This is a genomic window from Streptomyces sp. NBC_00306 (genome assembly GCF_036169555.1).
Lineage (GTDB): Bacteria > Actinomycetota > Actinomycetes > Streptomycetales > Streptomycetaceae > Streptomyces > Streptomyces achmelvichensis.
In genome coordinates this window covers 1677477-1690641 of record NZ_CP108032.1, presented here as the reverse complement: position 1 = coordinate 1690641, position 13165 = coordinate 1677477, and the positions used below count along the sequence as shown (strand labels likewise).

The window sequence follows — 13165 nt, the reverse complement described above, 5'->3', positions numbered from 1 at the left end:
GGCACCGATACTCAGCCTCGCCGGCGTTTGAGGCGCGGGGTCCGGGGCGGAGCCCCGTGAAGAACCGGGGCTGCACCACGTGCCGCACCTCAACGCCCCGACGGCGAGGCAAGCCTCGCCATCGCCGGGGCGCTGGGGTACCGAAATTCAGCCTCGCCGGCGTTTGAGGCGCGGGGTCCGGGGCGGAGCCTCGCGAGAAGCCGGGCCGCACCACCCGCCCCACCCCAAGCCCCCCGCACACCCAGGGGCCCGGGGCACGCCCCGCAGACAGGGGGCCCGGGGCACACGCCCCGCAGACAGGGGCCCGGGGCACACGCCCCGGCACAACCCCTACCGCTCCCGCTCCTCCACATACGCGTTGTACGCCGCCACCTGCGCCCGCCGCGCCACCCTCTCCACCGGCCGCAGCGCCTCCCCCCGCGCCGCCATCTCGGACGCGCTCACCGCACCCCCGTGCCCCTTCTCGTACGCCACCGAGACCAGCAGCGCGATCCGCTGAGCCAGCTCCAACACCCGCGCCGCCCGTGGCGGATACCCGGGCGCGAGCGTCTCCCGGCCCCGGTCCGCCCGGGCCCGGTACGCGTCGATCGCCGCCTCGGCCACCGGTCCGGACGCCGCCACATCGAGCCGCGACAGCACCTCCGTCGCCTCCCGCAGCGCCTCCGCCAGCTCCCGCTCCGCCTCGCCGAGCGACGGAACGTCCGCGGGCGGTGCCTCCCGTACCTCCAGGCAGTGCCAGACGACCTCGACGTGCACATCGCCGGCCGGCCCCGCCTCGGACACCTCCGGCACGAGCCCGTACGCCGCGCCGTACCCGACGACGGCCTCCTCCGCGTCGAGCGCCCGCGCGTTGAAGGCGGGCGGTCCGCTGAGCCCCAGCGGATGCCCCGGCGCGGGCAGCGCGACCCGGAAGCCGGTCACCCCGAGCCCGCGCAGTCGCCCGAGCGCCAGCGTGAGCCCGACGGGCCCGGCCTCGCCCGGAAGCCCCTCCACCCGGTGCAGCGCGTCCTCGCCGACGATCGCGAGAGCCGCGTCGTCCGGTGATACATGTCCGGCCAACAGGGCGTTTCCCCATGCCGCCAGTCGTCCTGAGCGTGGTTCCGAAAGCATGGACCCAGCCTAGGGACCGGGCCGGGGGGCGGGGGTACCCGGCCGGTGGCGTAGGTTTTCCCTGGGAGCTGTGCCCACAGGTGCATAAAAGCCCCCTATGACCTCAAGACGATTGCATGGGGAGACAACGCGCTCATGAGCGATGTACTGGAGCTGGTGGACGTATCCGTGGTCCGCGACGGACGCGCTCTGGTGGACGACGTCTCCTGGTCGGTCAAGGAGGGGGAGCGCTGGGTCATCCTCGGCCCCAACGGCGCCGGCAAGACGACCCTCCTGAACATCGCGTCCAGCTACCTCTTCCCGACCACCGGCACGGTCAGGATCCTCGACGAGCGCCTCGGCGGCGTGGACGTCTTCGAGCTCCGCCCCCGTATCGGCATGGCCGGCATCGCCATGGCCGAGAAGCTGCCCAAGCGGCAGACCGTGCTCGAGACGGTCCTCACGGCCGCGTACGGCATGACAGCCACCTGGCACGAGAACTACGACGCCGTCGACGAGGAGCGCGCCCGCGCCTTCCTCGACCGGCTCGGGATGACCGACTACCTGGAGCGCAAGTTCGGCACGCTCTCCGAGGGCGAGCGCAAGCGCACCATGATCGCCCGCGCGATGATGACCGACCCCGAGATGCTGCTCCTTGACGAGCCCGCGGCGGGACTGGACCTCGGCGGCCGTGAGGACCTGGTGCGCCGTCTCGGCCGCCTCGCCCGTGACCCGTACGCCCCCTCGATGATCATGGTCACGCACCATGTCGAGGAGATCGCCCCGGGCTTCACCCATGTCCTGATGATCCGTCAGGGCAAGGTGCTGGCTGCCGGTCCGATGGAGACCGAGCTCACCTCCCGCAATCTCTCCCTCTGCTTCGGTCTCCCGCTGCTCGTCGAGCGCAACGGCGAACGCTGGACGGCCCAGGGCCTTCCGCTCGGCTGACGGCTGACGGCTGACGGCTGACGGCTGACGGCGCCCGCGGCCGCCCTGTTCCGCGCGGCCCCGGTCCGGCGCCACTCCCCGACGGCACCACCCCGCTGCCCACGCTCCACCGCGGCCCCTCCAACACCGCAGTGCCGCCCGCCCGTTCGCTGCCGACCTGCCTCGCCCCCTGTCCCGAGCACGACCTGCCGATCTACCATGACCATGTGGAAATCGACGCGTGGGTGTGGTGGCTGATCGGTGCGGTCGGACTGGGCATTCCGCTGGTTCTGACGGCGATGCCCGAGTTCGGGATGCTGTCCGCCGGAGCGGTCGCCGCAGCCGTCGTCGCGGCACTCGGCGGCGGCACGGTTGCCCAAGTCCTCGTATTCGCCGTGGTGTCGGTGGCCCTCATCGCGGTCGTCCGGCCGATCGCGAGCCGCCATCGGGCTCAACGCCCCCAGTTCGCCAGCGGAGTCGACGCACTGAAAGGCCGTCAGGCGGTTGTCCTGGAGCGAGTTGACGGCAATGGTGGCCGCATCAAGCTCGCGGGTGAGGTCTGGTCGGCGCGTGCCCTCGACGCCGATATGAGTTTCGAGGCCGGCCAGCAGGTCGACGTCGTCGAGATCGACGGCGCGACCGCGGTCGTGATGTGACGGAACGAAGCCGAACGCCCAACACCCCAGGCCCAGTTCTGGGAAACTCGATCATCTGCACCATCCGGCAGCGAAGGGCACAGGGAACACGATGCAACCGATCATCATCGTCCTGATCATTCTGGTGGTGCTGGTCTTCATCGCCCTGATCAAGACGATCCAGGTCATCCCGCAGGCCAGCGCAGCCATCGTCGAACGCTTCGGGCGCTACACCCGCACCCTGAACGCGGGTCTCAACATCGTCGTCCCGTTCATCGACTCCATCCGCAACCGCATCGACCTCCGTGAACAGGTCGTGCCGTTCCCGCCCCAGCCGGTGATCACCCAGGACAACCTGGTGGTCAACATCGACACGGTCATCTATTACCAGGTCACCGACGCCCGGGCCGCGACCTATGAAGTCGCCAGCTACATCCAGGCCATCGAGCAGCTCACCGTCACCACCCTGCGCAACATCATCGGTGGCATGGACCTGGAGCGGACCCTCACCTCCCGCGAGGAGATCAACGCGGCCCTGCGGGGTGTGCTCGACGAGGCCACCGGCAAGTGGGGCATCCGCGTCAACCGCGTCGAGCTCAAGGCCATCGAGCCGCCCACCTCCATCCAGGACTCGATGGAGAAGCAGATGCGCGCCGACCGTGACAAGCGCGCCGCCATCCTCACCGCGGAAGGCATCCGCCAGTCGCAGATCCTCACCGCGGAAGGTGAGAAGCAGTCCGCGATCCTGCGCGCCGAAGGTGAGGCCAAGGCCGCCGCCCTGCGCGCCGAGGGCGAGGCCCAGGCCGTCCGTACGGTCTTCGAGGCGATCCACGCCGGCGACCCGGACCAGAAGCTGCTCTCGTACCAGTACCTCCAGATGCTCCCGAAGATCGCCGAGGGCGATGCCAACAAGCTCTGGATCGTGCCCAGCGAGATCGGCGACGCCCTCAAGGGCCTGTCCGGAGCCTTCGGAAACCTGGGCAGCGGCGGAGGCCCCGGCTTCAACACCGGCAAGGAGCGGCGCGAAGAGCCCCCCGTGAGCTGACGCGCACCCCCGCTCGGACACGGGCGGGGCATCGGGCATGATCGGTGCAGCAGGCACCGATCAGCGAAGGGCACAGCGTGACCATCTGGGAGATGCTCGCCGTCTTCGCCGCGGGCATCGGCGCCGGCACCATCAACACCATCGTCGGCTCGGGCACGCTGATCACCTTCCCGGTGCTCCTCGCCACCGGCCTGCCCCCGGTCACCGCGACCGTCTCCAACGCCCTCGGCCTGATCCCCGGCTCCGTGAGCGGGGCCATCGGCTATCGCGCCGAACTCACCGGCCAGCGCAAGCGCGTCCTGAGGCTGAGCGCCGTGGCCGCGATCGGCGGCGTCAGCGGAGCCGTACTCCTGCTGACGCTGCCGTCCACGGCGTTCGAGACGATCGTGCCGGTCCTCGTGGGGATCGCCCTCGTCCTGGTCGTTCTCCAGCCCTGGATCGCCAAGGCCGTCCAGCGTCACCGCGAGCGCCACGGCACCCTCGCCCGCCCCGACGGCGGCCCGCTCCTGCTCACCGGACTGCTGCTCGCCAGCGTCTACGGCGGCTACTTCACCGCGGCCCAGGGGATCATCTACCTCTCCCTGATGGGCATGCTGCTGGACGACAGTCTCCAGCGCCTCAACGCCGTCAAGAACATCCTGGCCGCCGTCGTCAACAGCGTCGCGGCGATCTTCTTTCTCTTCGTCGCCCACTTCGACTGGCAGGCCGTGCTGCTGATCGCCGTCGGCTCCGCCATCGGCGGCCAGGTCGGCGCCAAGATCGGCCGACGGCTGCCCCCGGCCGCCGTCCGCGCGCTCATCGTCGTCGTCGGCAGCGCCGCCATCGTCCAGCTGGTGCTGCGCTGACACACCGGAGCCCGCCCCGGTCGTCCCGGGACGGGCTCCCACATCCTTCCGCCGCCTACGCGGCAGGCTGAGCCGCCAGCCACTGCGGCAGCTCGGCGCGCTCACCGGCTCTCATGCCCAGCAGCATCGCGTCGGCCGGCGACGGCACGAACGGCTGGTGCAGCAGCGGCATCCCCGCCTGCTCCGGCGTACGGTCCGCCTTGCGGTGGTTGTCCTCGGAGCACGAGGCCACCGTGTTCAGCCAGCTGTCCGCGCCACCGTGCGACCTCGGCACCACGTGGTCCACGGTCGTCGCCCGTCTCCCGCAGTACGCGCACCGGTGCTGGTCCCGTATCAGCACACCCCGTCTCGACCACGGTGCCTGTCTTCGGAAGGGCACCCGTACGTATCTGCAGAGCCTGATCACCCGGGGCACGGGGAGATCGACCGCCGCCGCGCGCACACGGAGTCCGGGGTGGGCCTGCTCGACGACGGCCTTGTCCTGGAGCACCAGCACGACCGCACGGTTGAGTGTCACCGTCGACAGCGGCTCGAAGCTCGCATTCAGTACCAGCGTGTCCCGCATCCCGCCCACCTCCCGTTCACCGGCCCGGCCCTGTTCGGCGGGCTCTGGGCTTGGATCAACTCTGGCCGGGCGCGCCGAGATGGACAACGCAATAAAAGATGCCCTGCCCTGATCTCTCCAAGACCAGGGCAGGGCAAACAACAAGCGAACGGTCAGTGCTCCGCGGGAGCCTCGTACTCACCGATCAGCTGTGCACGGGCAATCGTGTGGAACCGCAGATTGAATCCCACGACCGCGGGCGAGACATCCGCGTCCGGACCGAGCTTCTCGCTGTCCACGGCGTACACGGTGAACACATAGCGGTGGTTCTCACCGGCCGGCGGAGCCGCGCCGCCGAAGTCCCGCGACCCGTAGTCGTTACGGACCTGAACGGCACCGTCGGGCAGCCCCTCGAACTTCCCGCTGCCCGCACCCGCCGGCAGTTCCGTGACCGACGCCGGAATGTCGAAGACCACCCAGTGCCAGAAACCACTGCCCGTGGGCGCGTCCGGATCGAAGCACGTCACGGCGAAGCTCTTGGTCTCCGCCGGGAAGCCCTCCCACCGCAGCTGCGGCGAGGTGTTGCCCGCCGCCTGGACCTGGGCATCCTTCAGCACCGACCCCGGCTCGATGTCGTCGCTCACGACCGTGAACGACGGCACCTCGGGATGAAAATCGTGCGGAAGGGGTGCCCTCTTGAGCTCGGTCACGTCTGAACCTCCGATGCGGCTGTCCTGTTGAAGCTCTGCCGATCCGACCCTAGGGCCAGTCGTCCGGATCAGCCCGGACGGCAGCACCTAGAGCCAGTTGCGCCGACCGCCGACATCGGCGAGCCACTGGTTGAGGTACGCACTCCAGTCGGTCGACTGGAAGTCGTGGTGCCCCACCTTGAACGCCTTGTACGAGTCGCTGCTCTCGCTGAACAGGCCCGGCTTCTTGTCCATCTCCAGGATGACGTCCATCTCACGGTCGTCGGCGACGAAGGTGAGCTCGACCTGGTTCAGCCCCCGGTACTGCTGCGGCGGGAAGAACTCGATCTCCTGGTAGAACGGCAGACGCTGACGCGTGCCCCGGATGTGCCCGCGCTCCATGTCCGCGCTCTTGAAGCGGAAGCCGAGCTGGATGAACGCGTCCAGGATCGCCTGCTGCGCCGGCAGCGGGTGCACATTGATCGGGTCCAGGTCGCCCGAGTCCACGGCGCGCGCGATCTCCAGCTCCGTGGTCACACCGATGTTCATCCCGCGCAGCTGCTGACCGGCGACGCTCGTCACCGGCGTCTCCCACGGAATCTCCAGCCCGAACGGCACCACGTGCACCGCGCCGGCCTTCACCTCGAAGGCGCCACCGAGACGCTGCTTGGTGAACTCGATGTCCTGCTTGACCTCCTGGTCACCGCCCTCGACCTCGACGCGCGCCTGGAGTCCGACGGACAGCCCCTCGATCTGCTGGTCCACCGAACCGCCCTGGATACGCACCTCGCCCTGGACGACCCCGCCCGGCACGACGTTCTCCTCGGTGAGCACTGTCTCGACGGAGGCGCCGCCGGCGCCCATACTCGCGAGCAGCTTCTTGAAGCCCATGTCCACTCCTTCTAGGTCCTGACCCCTACATACGCGCCCACGACCGTAGCCGGTTCCCCGGGTACCCTCGGACGCCATGATCGAGAGCCCCGACCGTACGCCGTTGTCGCGGGAGTTCTTCGACCGCCCTGTACTGGAGGTCGCACCCGAACTCCTCGGCTGCACCCTCGCACGCCACCACGACGACGGTTCCATCGAACTGCGCATCACCGAGGTGGAGGCGTACGCGGGGGAGCTCGACCCCGGTTCCCACGCCTTCCGCGGCCGCACCGCCCGCAACGACGTCATGTTCGGACCGCCCGGTCACGCGTACGTCTACTTCACCTACGGCATGTGGCACTGCCTCAACGTGGTGTGCGGCCCGGTCGGCCGCGCCGGCGGTGTCCTGCTGCGAGCCGGTGAGGTACTGGTAGGCGCGGAGCACGCCCGCAAACGTCGAATCTCGGCCCGTCATGACAGAGAACTGGCCAAGGGGCCGGCCCGTCTGGCCACGGCACTCGACGTCGACCGCACCCTCAACGGTGCGGACTTCTGCGCCGACGGTCATTCACCCCTGACCCTGCTCCCCGGCAACGCCCCTGCCCCTGACCAGGTCCGCAACGGTCCGCGCACGGGCGTCGGCGGCGACGGAGCCCACCACCCGTGGCGCTTCTGGATCGACGGAGACCCCACGGTGAGCCCGTACCGGGCACACACGCCGCGCCGCAGGGCAACTTGACTCGGCCTCCCGAGACGCCTAACGTAGCCCGAGCCGCTTGAGACAGGCCCTGCTGTTCAGCAACCTGAAGCGGCCACCCACTACAGACGACCAGCCCAGAACGGGTTCGATTTCGGCATGCCGAAATCCTGCCCCGGTTACTCGATTATGAGCAGCCAAGGGAATCGGTTAACGTAGTGAATGTGCCGAAAGGCAAAAGGCCTTCCAACGGCCACTGGATCGAATTCCACACCGGAAACGGAACGGAAAGAGTCTGGTAAGGTTGGAAACGAAGGGAAGCGCCCGGAGGGCCCGGAAACGGGAACAAAGGAAGCGTCCGTTCCTTGAGAACTCAACAGCGTGCCAAAAGTCAACGCCAGATATGTTGATACCCCGTCCATCTTCGGATGGCGAGGTTCCTTTGAAAGTCCTGCCGGCCCTTGTGGTTGGTAGGCAATGACACAGCGAGGACGCTGTGAACAGTCGGTCTTATTCCGATCGGCTGTTCCGCTCTTGTGGTGTTCATCCCGATTACGGGAAAACATTCATGGAGAGTTTGATCCTGGCTCAGGACGAACGCTGGCGGCGTGCTTAACACATGCAAGTCGAACGATGAAGCCCTTCGGGGTGGATTAGTGGCGAACGGGTGAGTAACACGTGGGCAATCTGCCCTTCACTCTGGGACAAGCCCTGGAAACGGGGTCTAATACCGGATAACACTCCTTCCTGCATGGGGAGGGGTTGAAAGCTCCGGCGGTGAAGGATGAGCCCGCGGCCTATCAGCTTGTTGGTGGGGTGATGGCCTACCAAGGCGACGACGGGTAGCCGGCCTGAGAGGGCGACCGGCCACACTGGGACTGAGACACGGCCCAGACTCCTACGGGAGGCAGCAGTGGGGAATATTGCACAATGGGCGAAAGCCTGATGCAGCGACGCCGCGTGAGGGATGACGGCCTTCGGGTTGTAAACCTCTTTCAGCAGGGAAGAAGCGAAAGTGACGGTACCTGCAGAAGAAGCGCCGGCTAACTACGTGCCAGCAGCCGCGGTAATACGTAGGGCGCAAGCGTTGTCCGGAATTATTGGGCGTAAAGAGCTCGTAGGCGGCTTGTCACGTCGGATGTGAAAGCCCGGGGCTTAACCCCGGGTCTGCATTCGATACGGGCTAGCTAGAGTGTGGTAGGGGAGATCGGAATTCCTGGTGTAGCGGTGAAATGCGCAGATATCAGGAGGAACACCGGTGGCGAAGGCGGATCTCTGGGCCATTACTGACGCTGAGGAGCGAAAGCGTGGGGAGCGAACAGGATTAGATACCCTGGTAGTCCACGCCGTAAACGTTGGGAACTAGGTGTTGGCGACATTCCACGTCGTCGGTGCCGCAGCTAACGCATTAAGTTCCCCGCCTGGGGAGTACGGCCGCAAGGCTAAAACTCAAAGGAATTGACGGGGGCCCGCACAAGCAGCGGAGCATGTGGCTTAATTCGACGCAACGCGAAGAACCTTACCAAGGCTTGACATCGCCCGGAAAGCATCAGAGATGGTGCCCCCCTTGTGGTCGGGTGACAGGTGGTGCATGGCTGTCGTCAGCTCGTGTCGTGAGATGTTGGGTTAAGTCCCGCAACGAGCGCAACCCTTGTTCTGTGTTGCCAGCATGCCCTTCGGGGTGATGGGGACTCACAGGAGACTGCCGGGGTCAACTCGGAGGAAGGTGGGGACGACGTCAAGTCATCATGCCCCTTATGTCTTGGGCTGCACACGTGCTACAATGGCCGGTACAATGAGCTGCGATGCCGCGAGGCGGAGCGAATCTCAAAAAGCCGGTCTCAGTTCGGATTGGGGTCTGCAACTCGACCCCATGAAGTCGGAGTTGCTAGTAATCGCAGATCAGCATTGCTGCGGTGAATACGTTCCCGGGCCTTGTACACACCGCCCGTCACGTCACGAAAGTCGGTAACACCCGAAGCCGGTGGCCCAACCCCTTGTGGGAGGGAGCTGTCGAAGGTGGGACTGGCGATTGGGACGAAGTCGTAACAAGGTAGCCGTACCGGAAGGTGCGGCTGGATCACCTCCTTTCTAAGGAGCACTTCTTACCGGATCTTCGGATCAGGTCAGAGGCCAGTACATCGGCGAATGTCCGGTGCTGGTTGCTCATGGGTGGAACGTTGACTATTCGGCACGGCTCAGATGATGACTGTTAGTACTGCTTCGGCGTGGAACACAGGATTCGACTGGTCGTGCCGGGCGCGCTGTTGGGTATCTGAGGGTGCGAGCGTGAGCTCGTCCTTCGCGATGCCGGCCCCAGTGAACTCGCTGTTTTCAGCGGGGTGGTGGGTGGCTGGTCGTTGCTTGAGAACTGCACAGTGGACGCGAGCATCTGTGGCCAAGTTTTTAAGGGCGCACGGTGGATGCCTTGGCACCAGGAACCGATGAAGGACGTGGGAGGCCACGATAGTCCCCGGGGAGTCGTCAACCAGGCTTTGATCCGGGGGTTTCCGAATGGGGAAACCCGGCAGTCGTCATGGGCTGTCACCCGCTGCTGAACACATAGGCAGTGTGGAGGGAACGAGGGGAAGTGAAACATCTCAGTACCCTCAGGAAGAGAAAACAACCGTGATTCCGGGAGTAGTGGCGAGCGAAACCGGATGAGGCCAAACCGTATGCGTGTGATACCCGGCAGGGGTTGCGCATGCGGGGTTGTGGGATCTCTTTATCATCGTCTGCCGGCGGTGAGACGAGTCAGAAACCGTATGGATAGGCGAAGGACATGCGAAAGGTCCGGCGTAGAGGGTAAGACCCCCGTAGCTGAAATTCATGCGGCTCGTTTAAGAGACACCCAAGTAGCACGGGGCCCGAGAAATCCCGTGTGAATCTGGCGGGACCACCCGTTAAGCCTAAATATTCCCTGGTGACCGATAGCGGATAGTACCGTGAGGGAATGGTGAAAAGTACCGCGGGAGCGGAGTGAAATAGTACCTGAAACCGTGTGCCTACAAGCCGTGGGAGCGTCGCGCAAGGAACTTGTTCCTTGCGTCGTGACTGCGTGCCTTTTGAAGAATGAGCCTGCGAGTTTGCGGTGTGTTGCGAGGTTAACCCGTGTGGGGAAGCCGTAGCGAAAGCGAGTCCGAATAGGGCGACTTAGTAGCGCGCTCAAGACCCGAAGCGGAGTGATCTAGCCATGGGCAGGTTGAAGCGGCTGTAAGAGGTCGTGGAGGACCGAACCCACCAGGGTTGAAAACCTGGGGGATGACCTGTGGTTAGGGGTGAAAGGCCAATCAAACTCCGTGATAGCTGGTTCTCCCCGAAATGCATTTAGGTGCAGCGTCGTGTGTTTCTTGCCGGAGGTAGAGCACTGGATAGGCGATGGGCCCTACCGGGTTACTGACCTTAGCCAAACTCCGAATGCCGGTAAGTGAGAGCACGGCAGTGAGACTGTGGGGGATAAGCTCCATGGTCGAGAGGGAAACAGCCCAGAGCATCGACTAAGGCCCCTAAGCGTACGCTAAGTGGGAAAGGATGTGGAGTCGCAGAGACAACCAGGAGGTTGGCTTAGAAGCAGCCACCCTTGAAAGAGTGCGTAATAGCTCACTGGTCAAGTGATTCCGCGCCGACAATGTAGCGGGGCTCAAGCGTACCGCCGAAGTCGTGTCATTCCAGCATATAGGGCCAACGCCCGCTGGGATGGGTAGGGGAGCGTCGTGTGCCGGGTGAAGCCGCGCCGGAAGGCAGTGGTGGACGGTTCACGAGTGAGAATGCAGGCATGAGTAGCGATACACACGTGAGAAACGTGTGCGCCGATTGACTAAGGGTTCCTGGGTCAAGCTGATCTGCCCAGGGTAAGTCGGGACCTAAGGCGAGGCCGACAGGCGTAGTCGATGGACAACCGGTTGATATTCCGGTACCCGCTTTGAAACGCCCAATATCGAGCCCATTAATGCTAAGCCCGTGAAGCCGTTCCGGACCCTTCGGGGAAAGGAAAGTGGTGGAGCCGGCGATCCAAGGTGGTAGTAGGTAAGCGATGGGGTGACGCAGGAAGGTAGTCCAGCCCGGGCGGTGGTAGTCCCGGGGTAAGGGTGTAGGCCGAGGGGTAGGCAAATCCGTCCCTCGTTAAGGCTGAGACCTGATGCCGAGCCGATTGTGGTGAAGTGGATGATCCTATGCTGTCGAGAAAAGCCTCTAGCGAGTTTCATGGCGGCCCGTACCCTAAACCGACTCAGGTGGTCAGGTAGAGAATACCGAGGCGTTCGGGTGAACTATGGTTAAGGAACTCGGCAAAATGCCCCCGTAACTTCGGGAGAAGGGGGGCCATCACTGGTGAGAGGACTTGCTCCTCGAGCTGGGGGTGGCCGCAGAGACCAGCGAGAAGCGACTGTTTACTAAAAACACAGGTCCGTGCGAAGCCGTAAGGCGATGTATACGGACTGACGCCTGCCCGGTGCTGGAACGTTAAGGGGACCGGTTAGTACGCTTTCGGGCGTGCGAAGCTGAGAACTTAAGCGCCAGTAAACGGCGGTGGTAACTATAACCATCCTAAGGTAGCGAAATTCCTTGTCGGGTAAGTTCCGACCTGCACGAATGGCGTAACGACTTCTCGACTGTCTCAACCATAGGCCCGGTGAAATTGCACTACGAGTAAAGATGCTCGTTTCGCGCAGCAGGACGGAAAGACCCCGGGACCTTTACTACAGTTTGATATTGGTGTTCGGTTCGGCTTGTGTAGGATAGGTGGGAGACTGTGAAGCGGCCACGCCAGTGGTTGTGGAGTCATCGTTGAAATACCACTCTGGTCGTGCTGGATGTCTAACCTGGGTCCGTGATCCGGATCAGGGACAGTGTCTGATGGGTAGTTTAACTGGGGCGGTTGCCTCCCAAAGGGTAACGGAGGCGCCCAAAGGTTCCCTCAGCCTGGTTGGCAATCAGGTGTTGAGTGTAAGTGCACAAGGGAGCTTGACTGTGAGACCGACGGGTCGAGCAGGGACGAAAGTCGGGACTAGTGATCCGGCGGTGGCTTGTGGAAGCGCCGTCGCTCAACGGATAAAAGGTACCCCGGGGATAACAGGCTGATCTTCCCCAAGAGTCCATATCGACGGGATGGTTTGGCACCTCGATGTCGGCTCGTCGCATCCTGGGGCTGGAGTCGGTCCCAAGGGTTGGGCTGTTCGCCCATTAAAGCGGTACGCGAGCTGGGTTTAGAACGTCGTGAGACAGTTCGGTCCCTATCCGCTGTGCGCGTAGGAATATTGAGAAGGGCTGTCCCTAGTACGAGAGGACCGGGACGGACGAACCTCTGGTGTGCCAGTTGTCCTGCCAAGGGCATGGCTGGTTGGCTACGTTCGGGAGGGATAACCGCTGAAAGCATCTAAGCGGGAAGCCTGCTTCGAGATGAGTATTCCCACCTCCTTGAGAGGGTAAGGCTCCCAGTAGACGACTGGGTTGATAGGCCGGATATGGAAGCCCAGTAATGGGTGGAGTTGACCGGTACTAATAGGCCGAGGGCTTGTCCTCAGTTGCTCGCGTCCACTGTGTGGTTCCCGGGTTGCGAACAGTCGCACCGGTTGAACCAAGTTTCACTACTTAATTGAAAAGTGTGCTTGTTCGCTAGAACCCGATAGGGTTTCGGTGGTCATAGCGTTAGGGAAACGCCCGGTTCCATTCCGAACCCGGAAGCTAAGCCTTTCAGCGCCGATGGTACTGCAGGGGGGACCCTGTGGGAGAGTAGGACGCCGCCGAACAATCTTTAAGGACCCGTGGTCCAGCGTTCACGCTGGACCACGGGTCCTTTTTGTTTTGCCTATTTTTTCGAAGCGCG

At 64.3% G+C, this 13165-nt stretch carries 9 protein-coding genes and 3 rRNA genes; 8 read left to right on the top strand and 4 right to left on the bottom strand.

Annotated elements, in window-relative coordinates:
• Positions 1-330 precede the first annotated feature (330 nt).
• Positions 331-1110, bottom strand: coding sequence for a hypothetical protein (locus OHA05_RS07580; protein WP_313947157.1), 780 nt, complete (start codon positions 1108-1110; stop codon positions 331-333).
• A 135-nt stretch (positions 1111-1245) separates the two neighbouring features.
• On the opposite strand from OHA05_RS07580, the gene OHA05_RS07575 reads away from it, so the two are divergent.
• The 4 genes from OHA05_RS07575 to OHA05_RS07560 all read left to right on the top strand — a co-directional run bounded on the left by OHA05_RS07575 (position 1246) and on the right by OHA05_RS07560 (position 4541).
• Complete coding sequence (locus OHA05_RS07575; RefSeq protein WP_328860122.1) at positions 1246-2037, top strand: ABC transporter ATP-binding protein; 792 nt, start codon at positions 1246-1248, stop codon at positions 2035-2037.
• A 206-nt stretch (positions 2038-2243) separates the two neighbouring features.
• Entirely contained in the window at positions 2244-2672 is a 429-nt protein-coding gene (locus OHA05_RS07570; protein WP_327684969.1) for an NfeD family protein, read from the top strand.
• A gap of 91 nt (positions 2673-2763) precedes the next feature.
• Entirely contained in the window at positions 2764-3696 is a 933-nt protein-coding gene (locus OHA05_RS07565; RefSeq protein WP_313947160.1) for an SPFH domain-containing protein, read from the top strand.
• Positions 3697-3773: 77 nt separating this feature from the next.
• Entirely contained in the window at positions 3774-4541 is a 768-nt protein-coding gene (locus OHA05_RS07560) for a sulfite exporter TauE/SafE family protein (RefSeq protein WP_313947161.1), read from the top strand.
• 55 nt (positions 4542-4596) lie between these two features.
• Here the strand turns inward: OHA05_RS07560 and OHA05_RS07555 are convergent, their stop codons facing one another.
• From OHA05_RS07555 to OHA05_RS07545, 3 genes are all read right to left on the bottom strand, one after another.
• Positions 4597-5106: an HNH endonuclease gene (locus OHA05_RS07555; RefSeq protein WP_313947162.1), complete on the bottom strand. Its 510-nt coding sequence runs from the start codon at positions 5104-5106 to the stop codon at positions 4597-4599.
• A 152-nt stretch (positions 5107-5258) separates the two neighbouring features.
• Positions 5259-5795: a YbhB/YbcL family Raf kinase inhibitor-like protein gene (locus OHA05_RS07550; RefSeq protein WP_313947163.1), complete on the bottom strand. Its 537-nt coding sequence runs from the start codon at positions 5793-5795 to the stop codon at positions 5259-5261.
• Positions 5796-5882: 87 nt separating this feature from the next.
• Entirely contained in the window at positions 5883-6665 is a 783-nt protein-coding gene (locus OHA05_RS07545) for a sporulation protein (RefSeq protein WP_313947164.1), read from the bottom strand.
• A 76-nt stretch (positions 6666-6741) separates the two neighbouring features.
• Between OHA05_RS07545 and OHA05_RS07540 the strand changes: the two genes are divergently transcribed.
• From OHA05_RS07540 to rrf, 4 genes are all read left to right on the top strand, one after another.
• Entirely contained in the window at positions 6742-7383 is a 642-nt protein-coding gene (locus OHA05_RS07540; protein WP_328860121.1) for a DNA-3-methyladenine glycosylase, read from the top strand.
• Between the two features lie 523 nt (positions 7384-7906).
• Positions 7907-9432 (top strand): 16S ribosomal RNA (locus OHA05_RS07535).
• 305 nt (positions 9433-9737) lie between these two features.
• A 23S ribosomal RNA gene (locus OHA05_RS07530) occupies positions 9738-12861 on the top strand.
• A gap of 110 nt (positions 12862-12971) precedes the next feature.
• Positions 12972-13088 (top strand): 5S ribosomal RNA (rrf, locus tag OHA05_RS07525).
• Together the 16S, 23S and 5S rRNA genes form the textbook arrangement of a ribosomal RNA operon.
• Positions 13089-13165 lie beyond the last annotated feature (77 nt).

What these genes read in the sequence shown, in the direction of transcription:
- OHA05_RS07580 (WP_313947157.1), bottom strand. Translation starts at nt 1,110, where the DNA reads ATGCTTTCGGAACCACGCTCAGGACGACTGGCGGCATGGGGAAACGCC.
- OHA05_RS07575 (WP_328860122.1), top strand. Translation starts at nt 1,246, where the DNA reads ATGAGCGATGTACTGGAGCTGGTGGACGTATCCGTGGTCCGCGACGGA.
- OHA05_RS07565 (WP_313947160.1), top strand. Translation starts at nt 2,764, where the DNA reads ATGCAACCGATCATCATCGTCCTGATCATTCTGGTGGTGCTGGTCTTC.
- OHA05_RS07555 (WP_313947162.1), bottom strand. Translation starts at nt 5,106, where the DNA reads ATGCGGGACACGCTGGTACTGAATGCGAGCTTCGAGCCGCTGTCGACG.
- OHA05_RS07545 (WP_313947164.1), bottom strand. Translation starts at nt 6,665, where the DNA reads ATGGGCTTCAAGAAGCTGCTCGCGAGTATGGGCGCCGGCGGCGCCTCC.
- OHA05_RS07540 (WP_328860121.1), top strand. Translation starts at nt 6,742, where the DNA reads ATGATCGAGAGCCCCGACCGTACGCCGTTGTCGCGGGAGTTCTTCGAC.